Source organism: Vibrio sp. 10N.247.311.12, assembly GCF_041467515.1.
Taxonomy (GTDB): Bacteria; Pseudomonadota; Gammaproteobacteria; order Enterobacterales; family Vibrionaceae; genus Vibrio; species Vibrio crassostreae_C.
Genome location: NZ_JBFSUV010000010.1, coordinates 1 through 14,605, shown reverse-complemented (window position 1 = coordinate 14,605; position 14,605 = coordinate 1). Strand labels below are relative to the sequence as shown.

The window sequence follows — 14,605 nt, the reverse complement described above, 5'->3', positions numbered from 1 at the left end:
ACTCTAGAAAATATCGACAACTCTTCAAGTGAAAATTTCAATTAGCTTTTCTATGAAAAATATTCACTTATTCTTTATACTGGTAGCTTATACTTCAAAGAAAATATCCATCGCACTATTTAGAATCATATTTCTTCACATACCAGGATACGGCATGCTTAATGGCTTTGTCTATTCTATGGGTTGGCTCATAACCTAATTTCAATTTAGCTTTTTGTATACTAGCTTGGGAGTGTCTAACATCACCCACACGGAAGTCTCTATAGGATGGTAATGTAGACAAATTGAAGTTCAATTCATTTAGTGAATTCTGTATCGAGCTATAAAGCTCATTTAAACTAGTCCTATCGCCAAGAGCAACATTGTATACTTCATCTTTAGCTTCATCAGGAGCTAAAGCAGCTAGAATGTTCATCTGTATTGTATTATCAATAAAGCAAAAATCTCTACTCGTTTCACCATCACCATTAATAAACACTTCTTCTTTCTTAATCATTGATGCTGTCCACTTTGGTATAACAGCCGCATAAGCACCATTGGGATCCTGTCTAGGCCCAAACACATTGAAATAACGTAGGCCAATAGTTTTAAAGCCGTAAGTACGTGCATAGACTCCAGCATAAAGCTCATTTACATATTTAGTAACAGCGTAAGGCGATAGTGGACTGCCAATATTTTCTTCTACTTTTGGTAACGCTGGATGGTCACCATAGGTTGAGCTGCTCGCAGCGTAGGTAAAACTACTCACTTGAGCTTCTTTTGCTGCCGTCAACATATTTACGAAACCAGTAATGTTTGCAGCATTGGTTGTGACAGGATCTGCAATTGACCTTGGCACACTGCCCAGAGCTGCTTGATGGAGGACATAGTCGACCGCAACTTCACCTAGACCAATAGCTTTCTCACAATCGGCGTAATTTCGAATATCACCTTCAATAAAAGAAAAACGCTTCCATTGCTCCTCAGTTACAAGCGAACGCACTTCATCCAAATTGTGCTGATGCCCTGTAGCAAAGTTATCTAGTCCAACCACTTTTTGATTTAATTTCAAGAGCGTCTCGAGTAGGTTGGAACCGATAAAACCTGCTACTCCTGTAATTAACCACTTTTGGGGAGATTCCGTTAATTGCTTTTTTATTTGATCATATTGAGTCATATCGGCCACTTGTTTAAGCTTAATGATTAAGGGGAAATAAAAGTACTATTTTGAGATAACGTGCTAATTTTCGCAGCACGTTATTTTAGGTTTGAGAGCATTAGCATTAGAGACGCATGTCTACATCGCTTTTTTCTAAGACATATTTTAAGTCATACAAGACATGTGTTTCTTTACCGAACTCTCTAATTTTTTCTGCACCTAACTGCTTGAATTCATCATGTGATACCGCTAAAACAATACCATCATAATGATTCAACTGTGCTTCTTTGATGACCGATAAACCATACTCGTGCTGTGCTTCCTCGTTTGAACACCAAGGGTCAAGAACATCAACGTTAATGTTGTATTCTTTAAGTTCAGAAACAATATCGATCACTTTAGTATTCCTAAGATCTGGGCAGTTTTCTTTAAACGTTAAGCCCATAACAAGTACATTAGCGCCTTCAACATGAATACGCTTTTTAAGCATACTTTTAACCAACGTAGAAACTACATACCCCCCCATACCATCATTCAAACGACGACCGGCTAGAATCATCTCCGGGTGATACCCTACTGTTTGAGCTTTATGTGTTAAGTAGTATGGGTCCACACCAATACAGTGACCGCCAACAAGACCAGGACGAAATGGTAAGAAGTTCCATTTAGTACCTGCCGCTTCTAATACTTCAAGAGTATCAATATTCAACTTATTAAATATAATTGAAAGCTCATTGATTAATGCAATATTCACATCTCGCTGAGTATTTTCAATGACTTTTGCCGCTTCTGCTACCTTAATGCTTGATGCTTTGTGTGTACCTGCGGTTATTATCGTTTTATACAATTGGTCTACAAATTCAGCCACTTCATCAGTAGAACCACTAGTCACTTTCAAAATATTAGTTACACGGTGCTCTTTATCGCCAGGGTTTATACGCTCAGGTGAGTATCCAGCAAAAAAATCTTTATTAAATGTTAAACTCGCTACATTCTCAACAACAGGAATACATACCTCTTCAGTCGCGCCAGGGTAAACTGTTGACTCATAGATGATAACATCACCTTTAGAAATAACAGAACCTAGTGCTTCCGACGCTTTAATCAACGGTGTCAAGTCCGGTTGTTTATACTCATCAATAGGGGTAGGAACGGTAACAATATAAACGTTACACTCTTTTAGCTCTTCAAGCGAAGCTGTATAAGTAAGATGAATAGCTTCTGCTAACTCATCACTCCCACATTCTAAGGTACTATCAATACCTTTAGCTAATTCATCAATACGACTTTGGTTAATATCAAAACCGATGGTTGCTTGCTTTTTACCGAATTCAACGGCTAGAGGTAGCCCAACATAACCTAATCCAATAATACCAATGTTCGCTTTCTCTAACGAAAAGTTCATATAATTTCACCTGATAGATATAAAAAATTTATCCACCTCAGTCATTCCTTCCCTACTAACTCTGCGAACTCACTTGTTAACACCTTGTTGCATAGACTTACATTTGGGAACGCTACCGCCCTTAGGTTTAGCTCCCAAAGGCGGTCAGTAGATAAAGGCTTACCGAGGTAAGCACAGTCATTTTAAATAGGCAGGATTGTAGCAAATAGCATGTGCATACTCTACGTTTATATTGATATCCCTTACTAAACGTCGCCATTGCAGATGACCTAAAAGAACATTTTATATACCGCAAAATTTTGTATCTTAAAAAATACGAGATTCGAAACAAAAAAACAGCATAACGAGACACAAGCAGACACCCAGAATATCAACGACTAACATTAGCAGGTTCACCTCAATAGTATTTGCCCAACAACATGCTCCCTCTGTATTCTCCCATCCTTTATCGCTATACTCCTGATCTATAGTTTTTCGCCCAATAACGAATAAGAGTTCAAGATATGCAAGAGTTAGTTCCATTTGTTCAAGAGAATATGATTTTAGCCATCGTATGGATCGGCTTAGTTGTTGCCATCATTGCGAACGTTATCAAAACATCAAACGCAGCCTACAAAGAGATCACGGCAGCGCAAACTACACAACTGATCAACCGTGAAAACGGCGTTGTGGTTGATATTCGTACTAAAGATGAGTTCAAAAAGGGCCATATTACGGACGCAGTTCACATTTTGCCGTCAGATATCAAAGCAAATAGCTTTGGTAGCCTTGAAAGCCACAAAGCAGACCCAATCATCGTAGTATGCAAGACAGGTCAAACCGCTCAAGAAAGCGCGAACTTGCTGGTTAAAGCAGGTTTCGAAAACGTAAGCGTACTGAAAAGCGGCTTAGTGGCTTGGAGCGAAGCTAACTTACCTTTGGTTAAAGGTAAGAAGTAGTTAAAGGTGAAAAACTTTTAAAGACAAGCAGTAAGCTGACCCGATTACACGAATATAACTTTAAGGTTTTGTTCGGCAGATATAACGAACAAAACCTAATTTAAATTTTTAAGGACAAGAAAATGGCTGAAGCAGCACAACAAGACGCACAACAAAACTTCGCAATCCAACGCATCTTCCTAAAAGATGTATCTTTCGAAGCGCCAAACTCTCCAGACATGTTTCAAAAAGAGTGGAACCCAGATGTAAAACTGGACCTAGACACTCAAAGCCGTGAACTTGGCGAAGGCGTTTACGAAGTAATCCTACGTCTAACTGTTACAGTTAAGAACGCAGAAGACACTGCATTCCTTTGTGAAGTTCAACAAGGCGGTATCTTCTCTGCAAGCGAAATGGAAGCTGGTCAACTGGCTCATTGCCTTGGTGCATTCTGCCCGAACATCCTGTTCCCATACGCTCGTGAAACGATTTCTAGCCTAGTGGTTAAAGGTACGTTCCCACAACTGAACCTAGCACCTGTAAACTTCGATGCTTTGTTCATGAACTACCTACAGAACCAAGCTCAGCAAGCTGAAGGCGAACAGGCTTAAGTCTCAAAGTAGAACTTAACTCTAACGATTCAAGCGCTAGTTCGCTTTTAAATGCACATCGCAACTTCTGCGATGTGCATTTTTTATTTACACTGTACTTTGGTAGAGCGCTTTTTCTTCTTAGTAAAGGGTTTCTCCAAAACTCTTCGATTTCCCTCATTATTTTTAGGTGGAAGCATGACAGACACAACTCGCCCGACTAATACGGCAGACGCTTACGGTAAAGACAGCGCTTACGGCAAAGAGATCGCCATGACTGTCATTGGTGCAGGTTCTTACGGAACCTCTTTAGCTATCTCTCTAGCGCGTAACGGTGCAAACGTTGTTCTTTGGGGGCATGACCCTGCTCATATGGCTCGCCTTGAATCTGAGCGTGCTAATAATGAGTTCCTGCCAAATATCGACTTTCCAGAAAGCCTAATCATCGAATCCGATCTTGAGAAAGCAGTAACAGCAAGTCGTGACCTTCTCGTTGTTGTGCCTAGCCACGTGTTTGGTATTGTTCTAAACAGCCTGAAACCTTACTTAGGTAGGGATTCTCGCATCTGTTGGGCGACCAAAGGCCTAGAGCCAGAAACAGGCCGCTTACTTAAAGATGTCGCGCACGATGTGCTGGGTGATGGGTACTCGCTAGCGGTTCTATCAGGGCCTACTTTTGCCAAAGAGTTAGCGATGGGCATGCCAACGGCTATCTCTGTCGCTTCACCAGATGAAGTATTCTTAGAAGAGCTGCAAGAGAAGATCCACTGCGGTAAAACATTCCGCGTATACGCAAACTCAGATTTCATCGGCATGCAACTTGGCGGCGCGGTGAAAAATGTTATCGCAATTGGCGCAGGCATGTCGGATGGCATTGGTTTTGGTGCCAATGCTCGTACTGCACTGATCACGCGTGGTTTAGCTGAAATGAGTCGCTTAGGCGCTGCACTGGGTGCACAACCCGAAACCTTTATGGGTATGGCAGGGCTGGGCGATCTAGTACTAACCTGTACTGATAACCAATCACGTAACCGTCGTTTTGGATTGGCTTTAGGTTCAGGTAAAGACGTCGATACTGCACAAGAAGAGATCGGCCAAGTGGTCGAAGGCTATCGCAACACTAAAGAAGTTTGGTTACTATCCGAACGTATGGGCGTTGAGATGCCAATTGTTGAACAAATCTATCAAGTGCTGTATCAAGGGAAAGATGCCCACTTAGCGGCACAAGATCTGCTTGCTCGAGACAAGAAGTCAGAGCGATAACATCGCTTATTAAGTCGTGGAATGAAATAGATAAAATGGATGGAAAAATGAAACACTGTGAACAGCAAAAGGTTTGGCAATGCATTGTGAAGGAAGCTCGACAGCAGTCAGAGCAAGAACCTATGCTTGCGAGTTTTTACCATGCCACCATTATCAACCACGAAAGCTTAGGCGCTGCATTAAGTTATATCCTAGCCAATAAGCTAAAGACGGCTTCAATGCCCGCAATGGCGGTGCGTGAGGTGGTTGAACAAGCATTCAAGCAAGATCAATCGATTATTGATGCGGCTGCTTGTGATATCTGTGCGACGGTAAATCGAGATCCTGCGGTCGAGATGTACTCGATGCCTCTGCTTTATCTGAAAGGCTACCACGCTTTGCAAGGTTACCGAGTGGCTAACTGGCTATGGAAGCAAGGGCGTATTGCACTTGCTACTTACCTACAGAACCAAATTTCGGTTGCTTGCCAAGTGGATATTCACCCAGCCGCTCGTATCGGTAAAGCGATCATGCTCGACCACGCCACCGGTATCGTGATTGGCGAAACAGCCGTAGTTGAAAATGATGTATCTATCCTTCAAGACGTGACTTTAGGTGGTACGGGTAAAGAAGGTGGCGATCGTCACCCTAAAATCCGAGAAGGTGTAATGATCGGTGCCGGCGCTAAAATACTTGGCAATATTGAAGTGGGTGAAGGCGCGAAAATTGGTTCTTGCTCAGTGGTTCTTCAAGCCGTTCCGCCTCATACGACTGTCGCTGGTGTTCCTGCAAAAATTGTTGGAAAGCCGAAAACTGATAAGCCATCTTTAGACATGGATCAGGGGTTTAACGGTCGCTCTCAGAACTTCATCCATGGTGATGGGATTTAAGAGCAGATTCGGGATCCGACGAATAGCCGATAGCCGATAGCCGAGATGCGAAAAGACTCGCAGCAGATGCTGATTATTAATAAGAGCAAAATGACGATAATGATGAAACCCGTTCAATCAATGAGCACTGTTCTTTTGATATCTGCCAGCCTTGGTGTTGCTCTTTTGTCTTCATCATCATTTGCTGCATCTCAAGGTGAACTGAAAGGCGTATCAAGCGAAATCTCTCGTCAACAGAAAGCGCTCTCTTCCCAGCAAAAGAAACTCGATAGCCTACAGGCAAACCTCAAGAAGCAGGAGCTGTCCATCGCTTCACTTGAAAAAGCGATTCTAGACAGTAAAAAGCAGCTCAATACTGCTAATGCTAATATTGCTAATTTAGACACAAAGATTAAAGCGCTCACTGCACAGAAAAAAGTCCAGACAGACAAGTTAGAGCAGCTCATTCAGACTTACTACATGACGAGTCGAGCTAAGGCTTCTTCTCACATTCTCAACACCGGTGTAGAAGAAGATCGCATCAGTCATTATTACCAGCACCTTGCCAAAGCTCGCTCCGCAACCATTAAAACGATTGAACAGACGCAACTTGAATTAGAAGAAAGCCACAAACAGCGTCAACTTGAGCAAGAACAGATAGCAACACTGCTAAAACAGCAAACCACCAAGCGCGATACGTTAGCCAAAACTCAAACGCAGCGTAAGAAAACGGTTGGCAGCATCAAGAAAAACATCTCGGGTGACAAGAATTACCTAGCAGAGCTTCAGCGAAATGAAACACGCCTCAAAGCTGAAATAGCGAAAGCAGAAAAAGCGGCTCGAGAACGACGTAATGCAGTCCCGATGGATGGGTTAGCCAAACGCAAAGGTAAACTGCCTTGGCCAATCAAAGACAAAGTTCTGCATAACTACGGCTCACGCCAAACGGGTCAAATTAACTGGAAAGGCATGGTGATAAACGCCAAGTACGGTCAGCAGGTAAAATCGGTTTACTCTGGCACGGTGGTATTTGCAGAGTATCTGCGAGGCTATGGTTTAGTGGTTCTTCTCGATCATGGTAAAGGTGATATGACGCTCTATGGCTTTAACCAAGCACTACTGAAGAAAGAAGGTGACAAGGTTAAAGCGGGTGAAGCCATCGCGCTTGCAGGTGACACTGGCGGCCAAACACGCCCATCATTGTACTTTGAAATTCGTAGAAACAGCCAAGCTCAGAATCCAAAGAGCTGGTTGGTTCGATAAAGAGCAGATACGGGATGCGAGTATCTTTCTTCGAATCCCGTATACCGCTTACTCGTCTCTTTCTATTTAGAGTTCAACGCCCTTACACCATCTTCTAATAATGTCAGCTGTTCAAAACCTTGCGCGGTCGCAATTGGTTTAACGGTCGCTATCATCTGCAGCATTCCTTGATGAACGACTTGCTCGGTAATTTGGGCTTTTGGAGACATCGCAGACTGATACGCCAACCAACCCGATGCGATCAAGTGAAGAGAAGTGACCATCGATTTCATTTCCGTATCCGTTGCTTTGAGCAGGTTCAACTCAACGAAGGCTCGCATGATATCGACAAGATTCGTTTGCAGCTTTTCTTGTACGGCCATGTAATCAAGGTGGAGTTTTTCATCACGTGACAATATTTCAGGCAGATTCGCATAGAAGAATCGGTACTTCCACATCAGTGTGAAGATAGAATCTAAGTAAGTCTTTAGTAACGTCAGGCTTTCTTGTTGGCCTTGAATCGGTGTGAACCTTTCAAGTAACTCTGTCGAATAGAGAGTAAAGATGTCACGGACAATTTCTTGCTTGTTGCGGAAATGGTAGTAGAGGTTACCAGGGCTAATCTCGATATGCTCAGCAATATGATTGGTCGTAATACTACGCTCACCGTGCTCATTAAAAAGCTCTAGAGCAGCGTAAACAATCTTGTCACGTGTTTTCATTAGTTATTAGTATCCCTATCCGTTTAGAGGTTCAGTATATCGCCACTAAACGGATAGATCGAGCTGTTAACATCTGGTCTAATTAGCATTAGCTAAAATAAAACCAGATCAATCACTGCCAAAGAGGTCTCGCGTGTAAACCTTATCTGCAACGTCTGCGATCTCTTCTACCATTCGATTAGAAACAATCACATCGGACACCGCTTTGAACTCAGCAAGATCAGAATAGACTTTCGAGTTAAAGAAGTGCTCTTCTTTCAATACCGGTTCAAACACGACGACTTCGATGCCTTTGGCTTTTAAACGCTTCATGATCCCTTGGATGGAAGAAGCACGGAAATTGTCAGAGCCCGCCTTCATGATCAAACGATAAATACCGACAATTTTAGGCGAGCGCTTAATAATTGAATCCGCAATGAAGTCCTTACGAGTACGGTTAGCATCGACAATGGCACCGACAATGTTGTTTGGTACATCTTGGTAGTTCGCTAATAGCTGTTTGGTATCTTTGGGTAAGCAGTAGCCACCGTAGCCAAACGAAGGGTTGTTGTAGTGACTGCCAATTCGAGGGTCTAAGCCAACACCTTCGATGATCTGACGAGAATCCAAGCCATGCGCTTCCGCGTAAGAATCAAGCTCATTGAAATAAGAAACTCGCATCGCTAGGTAGGTATTTGAGAACAGTTTTACTGCTTCTGCTTCTGTTGAGTTAGTAAACAAAACATCGATGCTTTCTTTTTCTGCGCCTTCAACCAGCAGATTCGCAAACACTTTAGCGCGTTCAGAACATTCACCAACGATAATACGTGATGGGTGTAGATTATCGTACAGGGCCTTGCCTTCACGCAAAAACTCCGGTGAGAACATGACGTTTTCGCAGTTCAGCTCTTGCTTAATACGCTCGGTATAGCCAACCGGCACCGTTGATTTAATAACCATCACCGCATCAGGATTGATCTCCATGACGTCTTTGATGACAGATTCTACAGAGCTGGTATCAAAATAATTGTTTTTAGGGTCATAATCGGTAGGTGTAGCAATGATGACAAATTCAGCATTTTTGTAAGCGGCTTTATCCGTTGTTGCCATGAAGTTCAGCGTCTTATTTGATAGAAAGTGCTCAATCTCATTATCTACAATCGGTGACTGCTTATTATTCAGCATTGTCACTTTTTCATCGATGATATCTACCGCGACTACTTCATGATGTTGTGCTAACAGCATTGCGTTTGATAGACCCACATACCCAGTACCGGCTACTGCAATCTTCATGATAATACCTATAGTTTTGAGTAATTAACTCAACATAATTTATAACTTAGCTTGCCGTATCATACTCTGGTTGGGGAATTATTCCACTAGCCCGCTTTATCCATTCCTTGCTATACTCGTGACAGTTTTGTATTCAAAAGAGTTAGAAAATTATGATTATCGTAACGGGTGGTGCTGGCATGATTGGCAGCAATATTGTTAAGGCGCTTAATGAAGCGGGCCACAACGATATTCTAGTCGTCGACAACTTAAAAGATGGTAAGAAATTTAAGAACCTTGTAGACCTAGACATCACGGATTACATGGATCGTGATGACTTCCTAACTCAAGTCATGGCCGGTGATGATTTTGGTCATATTGAAGCTGTTTTCCATGAAGGAGCATGCTCTGCTACCACTGAGTGGGATGGCAAATACATGATGCTCAACAACTATGAATACTCAAAAGAGCTACTTCATTACTGTGTTGAACGTGAAATTCCTTTCTTGTATGCCTCTTCAGCTGCAACTTACGGTGAAACCGACACTTTCATTGAAGAACGAGAGTACGAAGGTGCATTGAATGTCTACGGCTATTCAAAACAACAATTTGATAACTACGTTCGCCGCTTAACCGCGGATGCAGCAGCACACAACGAAAAGCTTTCGCAAATCGTAGGGTTTCGTTACTTCAATGTTTATGGTCCACGCGAGCAACACAAAGGCAGCATGGCCTCTGTCGCTTTCCACCTAAACAACCAAATGAATTCCGGTGAAAACCCGAAATTGTTCGCAGGTAGCGAAACCTTTAAGCGTGATTTTGTGTATGTCGGTGATGTTGCAGCAGTAAACCTGTGGTTCTTAGAAAATGGTGTTTCTGGCATCTTTAACCTAGGCACCGGCAATGCTGAGTCGTTTGAAGAAGTCGCCAAGGCAGTTATCAAGCACCATGGTAAAGGCGAAATCGAAACGATTCCTTTCCCTGAGCATTTAAAAGGTGCTTACCAAGAATTCACTCAAGCAGACCTAACGAAGCTTCGCGGTACAGGTTGCGATATCGAGTTTAAAGCAGTAGCCGATGGCGTTGCTGAGTACATGAAGATCGTAAACGCTTAACGGTATATTTCAGATTAGGACCAATAATACACCCTACTTTTAGCGTGTATTATTGGGAATGTCTAACGAATATAATCATTCCCAGAGTGACAGATATTAAGTTAACTCTCTGATTTAAATAATGTAGTGAATGAATGACCACACAACGCAATGATTTTGATCCAAAAGCTTACAATCCTGAGTTTGAATGGGGTTTTCTAGCACCTAAATACTGGGGAACTTGGATTGCTGTTTTGTTATCGTCTTTAGTCTGCTTCTTACCTAATAGCATTCGTTTAGCATTAGCTAAGTTTATGGCTAAGCAAGCTGTAAAAATTAAGAATAAGGCTAACCGCCGGGCTCGAGTGAATCTTGAGATGTGTTTCCCTGAGCAATCTATCGAAGAGCGCGAAGAAACTCTCTATCAGTCATACGTTACTTCCATCTCATTTTTGATGGGATTTGCTTCACTGACACTCAAGAGTAAAACTTGGCTAGAGAATAACACTGCGATAAACGGCCTGAGCAACCTAACCGATATTACAGACAGTGGCGAGAATGTGATCTTGCTGGTGCCACACACATGGGCTATCGATATCCCAGCGGTATTATTAGCTTCACGCAATTTACCTGTATCTGCGATGGCGAAAGCACAAAAAAACAAACTCAGTGACTGGCTAATGCACCGACAGCGCGTGCAATACGGCGGTCGTGTTTATGATCGCAGCGGTGGTATCAAACCTTTCATCAAGTCGGTACGTGATGGGTACCTGGGTTACTACCTCCCTGATGAAGATCTTGGCCGTGAGCACAGTGTCTTCGTTGACTTTTTCGCGACTCAAAAAGCAACTATCTCAGGCCTTGGTCGCCTATCAAAACTCAGTAAAGCTAAAATTGTGCCCTTGTTTGCTCAATACGATAGCAGTACAGGCCAATACGCCCTGGACTTCTACCCTGCTCTACCCTTCCCAACAGGAGGCGAAGAAGAGGACGCGCGTATGATGAATCAATGTATTGAAGACTACGTAAGCAAAAAGCCTGAGCAATATATGTGGATCTTAAGACTGCTTAAGACTCGTCCGGAAAGTAATGACAACCCGTATCACAGATAAACATAAACCTGAGATATTATAGATGAGAAATCATACAACTAGAGCATTCACGCTCCACAAAGATCCTATCATTGTTATTATTACCCGATCGCTTAAGATGTAAGAGAATTACCATGACTAAAATTTTTGTCATAAACTTAGAATCTTCGACAGAGAGAAAAGAGAACATTAGTCGTCAACTAGATGAACTATCTCTTCCTTTTGAGTTTTTTTCTGCGATAGATGGCCGAATGTCTCCTCCTCATCCGCTACTGAAACTTTATAACGATGATTTAAGCCAAACATACAGAGCAAAGACATTGAGTGCAGGACAGCTAGGATGCTATGCAAGCCACTTTTTATTATGGGAAAAGTGTGTTGAACTCAATCAGTCAATAATCGTAATTGAAGATGATGCTCTTCTATATAAAGAAGAATTCCTCAACTTCATTCGAGATATTAGTGATATACCAGAAAATGTAGAGTGTGTGAGATTATTCAAAAATAAACGCCGTAAATATGATTCTTACGAAGTGTTCGAAGCTAATTCCACTAGTATTCATAAGTTCACTAAAGGGCATATGAGTGCAACAGCCTATTTCTTGAGGCCTTCAGGGGCGAATAAATTCCTTGAACATTCAAAAGAGTGGTATATGGCCGTAGATATTTATATGGACCGATTCTGGCAAAACGATGTTGAATGCTATGGAACTGCTGTTCCTTGTTTAACAAACGACCCTAAGTTTGATTCTGATATCGGGTATGAAAAACGCACTAGCACTAGAAGCTTATTCAAGAAATGTAAGCGTGAGTGGTTCAATTTAAACGAAACAATTCAACGTAATTTACATAATATAAAATTCAAATACTCGAAGCGGTAATCCAATGAAAATTCTTATTGCTAGTTCCTACTATCATGCTCGAAATAGTGTACGTCCTGAAGCCGAAATGTTTATAGAAATGGTAAAGCAAGGTCATGAGGTCACAGTTCTTACCCAAGGCGATGCAGAATACGCTCAACGGTTTCAAGAAAATGGCGTAAGAGTTGTTGATGCCTACCCAAATAAAAAGATTTGTTTAAAGACTATCAAAGCTTATAGGGCTGAACTGAACAGCAAAGCCTATGACATTTTTTATGCATTTAATTCTAAGACGATACCAAACGCTGCGTTTGCTTGTATTGGTAAGAAAACAAAATTAATCACATATCGCGGGACTACAGGTGGCCTGTATCGCCATGATCCTTCAGCCTACCTCACTCACCTGCACCCAAAAGTCAGTGGTGTTGTATGCGTATCAAAAGCTGTCGCCAATGACGTTAAAAAGAGAGTTTGGTGCAATAAAGATAATGTAGTTACCATCTACAAAGGTCACGAACTAGACTGGTATACTGTTCAGGAAAATAAGCCAGAAGAGTTTGGCTTAGACTCCAATAATGTCATTGCTGTGTGTGCTGCTCATGTTAGGCCCAGCAAGGGAATTGATGTTCTAATCAGAGCTACACACTTTGTTGATAACCCAAACTTTCATCTTCTTTTAATTGGCAGTGGTTACGAACCTTATTTTGATATGGCGAAAGATAGCCCTATGTCAGAGAGAATACACTTCATTGGTCACAGAAAAGATGTTCCATCCATTATGGCTATGGCTGATTTTCAAATTCAACCATCAATCAGTGGAGAGGGGCTCCCAAGAACGATTGTTGAAGCTATGGCAAATGGGACACCGTCAATAGTGACAACAACTGGAGGCTCCCCAGAACTTATTGAAGAAAACGAAACTGGCCACATTGTTCCCGTAAAAAACGCTCAGTTATTAGGTGAATCTATAAACAATATGGCGAAGAATAAAGAACATTGCGCGGAGATGGGACGTAAAGCAAAAATCAGACTTCAACGCTACTTTTCGTCATCAGAAACAGTAAAACAGCATATTAACTTTTTTGAAAAACTAACTAAGAAATAATTTGATACTAACAGGGCAGGAAAATGATTTAGCCTGCCCTAACGATTTAGTTTTGATCTTTGATAATTTTATTTATCACTTCCTTTTGAATCTCGACTATCGCATTGAGTTGCTCCAAAGAGCTCAACTGGTAATTGCTCTTGTCATTGGCTAAAACTTTAAGCTTCAATTGTAAATTTTTCATATCGCCATTAGAGGCCAGTTTGTAAACAGTCACGAGTGACAGCCACTTTCTCGATGAAGATTTAAATAATTTAGCTACATTTCTCTTACACGTATTTTCTAACAATTTACCAATGGGCATTTTACTAACACTCATAAAAGGTAAGTCGTGTAAGGTTAGCTCTACACCCATAGATTCAGCAAAGTCATACCACTTTTCATCGTCAAATGCAGGAGAGAAACGAACTCCTTTCCAAGGGATGCGAAGTGCGTCCGCAATAATTGCACCGTGCATGGCCTCAGTCACAACGGACTCACACTCTTGAAGAGCCAACAAAAAAGTCTCGACCGGTTGTTTTGCTGTAATGTATGTTAAACCTATCTTCTGGCAAACTTTATCCCAATCGATAAAATCTTCACTACGATGATGAGGTATAAATCCAATCTTCCCTTTTTGTATTTCCGCTTTAGGGAAGTCAACTTCACGAAGGAGATAAGCACCATCTCCAACCACCAGTTCGGGTTTTAACCCTAATTTTTTTGCCGTCCTAGGCCCTCTTACACCATAAACAGTACACTTGTCAGATAACTTGGGGACGTTCCACTCCCATGCACCTGATGAGAAAATAATAACTTCGTCCGCACCTGAAAGAGTTTTATTTAATCGCTTCTCCGTCAAAATCGTCCCTATGCCTAAAAAATAACGAGAGCTATCTTCTACAATCAAGTCACCAAACAGTTGTGGCCATAGCCAAGGGTTAAGATCATCCCCTACATTGTAAGTATCTGACAGGCAGTACTCTAATTTAAAAGGTTCATCGCGGATTAGCGGGAACTAAAAACAAAAACGGTAGTAAGTGATATGGTTTAGTCGCCAAACAAAAATCATACACAAACTACCGTTTTCATGCCGAATC

Annotated in this window: 14 protein-coding genes; 9 read left to right on the top strand and 5 right to left on the bottom strand. The window is 41.8% G+C overall.

The window, feature by feature from the left end:
* Positions 1–115 precede the first annotated feature (115 nt).
* Together AB6E30_RS06405 and tviB are read right to left on the bottom strand one after the other, a co-directional pair.
* Positions 116–1,156 carry an NAD-dependent epimerase/dehydratase family protein gene (locus AB6E30_RS06405; protein ID WP_017063110.1) on the bottom strand — a complete coding sequence of 347 codons (1,041 nt, stop codon included), beginning with the start codon at positions 1,154–1,156 and terminating at the stop codon, positions 116–118.
* Between the two features lie 106 nt (positions 1,157–1,262).
* Positions 1,263–2,543, bottom strand: a complete 1,281-nt coding sequence (gene tviB, locus AB6E30_RS06400; RefSeq protein ID WP_017063109.1) for a Vi polysaccharide biosynthesis UDP-N-acetylglucosamine C-6 dehydrogenase TviB — start codon at positions 2,541–2,543, stop codon at positions 1,263–1,265.
* A 503-nt stretch (positions 2,544–3,046) separates the two neighbouring features.
* Between tviB and AB6E30_RS06395 the strand changes: the two genes are divergently transcribed.
* The 5 genes from AB6E30_RS06395 (at position 3,047) to AB6E30_RS06375 (ending at position 7,424) form a co-directional block, all read left to right on the top strand.
* Positions 3,047–3,481 (top strand): rhodanese-like domain-containing protein, encoded by a 435-nt coding sequence (locus AB6E30_RS06395; protein ID WP_017063108.1) that lies wholly within the window; start codon positions 3,047–3,049, stop codon positions 3,479–3,481.
* A 122-nt stretch (positions 3,482–3,603) separates the two neighbouring features.
* The gene (gene secB, locus AB6E30_RS06390) at positions 3,604–4,071 is read left to right on the top strand and encodes a protein-export chaperone SecB (RefSeq protein ID WP_009847959.1); all 468 of its coding nucleotides are present in this window, start codon (positions 3,604–3,606) and stop codon (positions 4,069–4,071) included.
* Between the two features lie 177 nt (positions 4,072–4,248).
* Entirely contained in the window at positions 4,249–5,313 is a 1,065-nt protein-coding gene (gene gpsA, locus AB6E30_RS06385; RefSeq protein WP_372102978.1) for an NAD(P)H-dependent glycerol-3-phosphate dehydrogenase, read from the top strand.
* Between the two features lie 47 nt (positions 5,314–5,360).
* Entirely contained in the window at positions 5,361–6,182 is an 822-nt protein-coding gene (gene cysE / locus AB6E30_RS06380) for a serine O-acetyltransferase (RefSeq protein ID WP_009847961.1), read from the top strand.
* A gap of 90 nt (positions 6,183–6,272) precedes the next feature.
* A complete protein-coding gene (locus AB6E30_RS06375; protein ID WP_017066282.1) occupies positions 6,273–7,424 on the top strand; it encodes a murein hydrolase activator EnvC in 1,152 nt (383 codons plus the stop codon).
* Positions 7,425–7,486: 62 nt separating this feature from the next.
* On the opposite strand, the gene AB6E30_RS06370 is transcribed toward AB6E30_RS06375, so the two are convergent.
* Both AB6E30_RS06370 and AB6E30_RS06365 read right to left on the bottom strand, forming a co-directional pair.
* Positions 7,487–8,125 carry a TetR/AcrR family transcriptional regulator gene (locus AB6E30_RS06370; protein ID WP_017063104.1) on the bottom strand — a complete coding sequence of 213 codons (639 nt, stop codon included), beginning with the start codon at positions 8,123–8,125 and terminating at the stop codon, positions 7,487–7,489.
* Positions 8,126–8,233: 108 nt separating this feature from the next.
* Positions 8,234–9,397, bottom strand: coding sequence for a nucleotide sugar dehydrogenase (locus AB6E30_RS06365; RefSeq protein ID WP_136977354.1), 1,164 nt, complete (start codon positions 9,395–9,397; stop codon positions 8,234–8,236).
* A gap of 152 nt (positions 9,398–9,549) precedes the next feature.
* On the opposite strand from AB6E30_RS06365, the gene rfaD reads away from it, so the two are divergent.
* The 4 genes from rfaD to AB6E30_RS06345 all read left to right on the top strand — a co-directional run bounded on the left by rfaD (position 9,550) and on the right by AB6E30_RS06345 (position 13,526).
* Positions 9,550–10,491: an ADP-glyceromanno-heptose 6-epimerase gene (rfaD, locus tag AB6E30_RS06360; protein WP_136977356.1), complete on the top strand. Its 942-nt coding sequence runs from the start codon at positions 9,550–9,552 to the stop codon at positions 10,489–10,491.
* A 134-nt stretch (positions 10,492–10,625) separates the two neighbouring features.
* Positions 10,626–11,582 carry a lauroyl-Kdo(2)-lipid IV(A) myristoyltransferase gene (gene lpxM / locus AB6E30_RS06355; RefSeq protein ID WP_372102976.1) on the top strand — a complete coding sequence of 319 codons (957 nt, stop codon included), beginning with the start codon at positions 10,626–10,628 and terminating at the stop codon, positions 11,580–11,582.
* A 113-nt stretch (positions 11,583–11,695) separates the two neighbouring features.
* Positions 11,696–12,442 carry a glycosyltransferase family 25 protein gene (locus AB6E30_RS06350; protein WP_017063100.1) on the top strand — a complete coding sequence of 249 codons (747 nt, stop codon included), beginning with the start codon at positions 11,696–11,698 and terminating at the stop codon, positions 12,440–12,442.
* A gap of 4 nt (positions 12,443–12,446) precedes the next feature.
* Entirely contained in the window at positions 12,447–13,526 is a 1,080-nt protein-coding gene (locus AB6E30_RS06345; protein ID WP_371725386.1) for a glycosyltransferase family 4 protein, read from the top strand.
* A gap of 46 nt (positions 13,527–13,572) precedes the next feature.
* Here the strand turns inward: AB6E30_RS06345 and AB6E30_RS06340 are convergent, their stop codons facing one another.
* The gene (locus tag AB6E30_RS06340) at positions 13,573–14,415 is read right to left on the bottom strand and encodes a polysaccharide pyruvyl transferase family protein (protein ID WP_372102974.1); all 843 of its coding nucleotides are present in this window, start codon (positions 14,413–14,415) and stop codon (positions 13,573–13,575) included.
* Positions 14,416–14,605: the final 190 nt, after the last annotated feature.

Bases quoted from the DNA above. Each gene is read 5' to 3' on its own strand.
- AB6E30_RS06365 (WP_136977354.1), bottom strand. From the start codon at position 9,397: ATGAAGATTGCAGTAGCCGGTACTGGGTATGTGGGTCTATCAAACGCA.
- rfaD (WP_136977356.1), top strand. From the start codon at position 9,550: ATGATTATCGTAACGGGTGGTGCTGGCATGATTGGCAGCAATATTGTT.
- AB6E30_RS06350 (WP_017063100.1), top strand. From the start codon at position 11,696: ATGACTAAAATTTTTGTCATAAACTTAGAATCTTCGACAGAGAGAAAA.
- secB (WP_009847959.1), top strand. From the start codon at position 3,604: ATGGCTGAAGCAGCACAACAAGACGCACAACAAAACTTCGCAATCCAA.
- AB6E30_RS06370 (WP_017063104.1), bottom strand. From the start codon at position 8,125: ATGAAAACACGTGACAAGATTGTTTACGCTGCTCTAGAGCTTTTTAAT.
- AB6E30_RS06395 (WP_017063108.1), top strand. From the start codon at position 3,047: ATGCAAGAGTTAGTTCCATTTGTTCAAGAGAATATGATTTTAGCCATC.
- AB6E30_RS06405 (WP_017063110.1), bottom strand. From the start codon at position 1,156: ATGACTCAATATGATCAAATAAAAAAGCAATTAACGGAATCTCCCCAA.
- lpxM (WP_372102976.1), top strand. From the start codon at position 10,626: ATGACCACACAACGCAATGATTTTGATCCAAAAGCTTACAATCCTGAG.
- cysE (WP_009847961.1), top strand. From the start codon at position 5,361: ATGAAACACTGTGAACAGCAAAAGGTTTGGCAATGCATTGTGAAGGAA.
- AB6E30_RS06345 (WP_371725386.1), top strand. From the start codon at position 12,447: ATGAAAATTCTTATTGCTAGTTCCTACTATCATGCTCGAAATAGTGTA.
- AB6E30_RS06375 (WP_017066282.1), top strand. From the start codon at position 6,273: ATGACGATAATGATGAAACCCGTTCAATCAATGAGCACTGTTCTTTTG.
- tviB (WP_017063109.1), bottom strand. From the start codon at position 2,543: ATGAACTTTTCGTTAGAGAAAGCGAACATTGGTATTATTGGATTAGGT.
- gpsA (WP_372102978.1), top strand. From the start codon at position 4,249: ATGACAGACACAACTCGCCCGACTAATACGGCAGACGCTTACGGTAAA.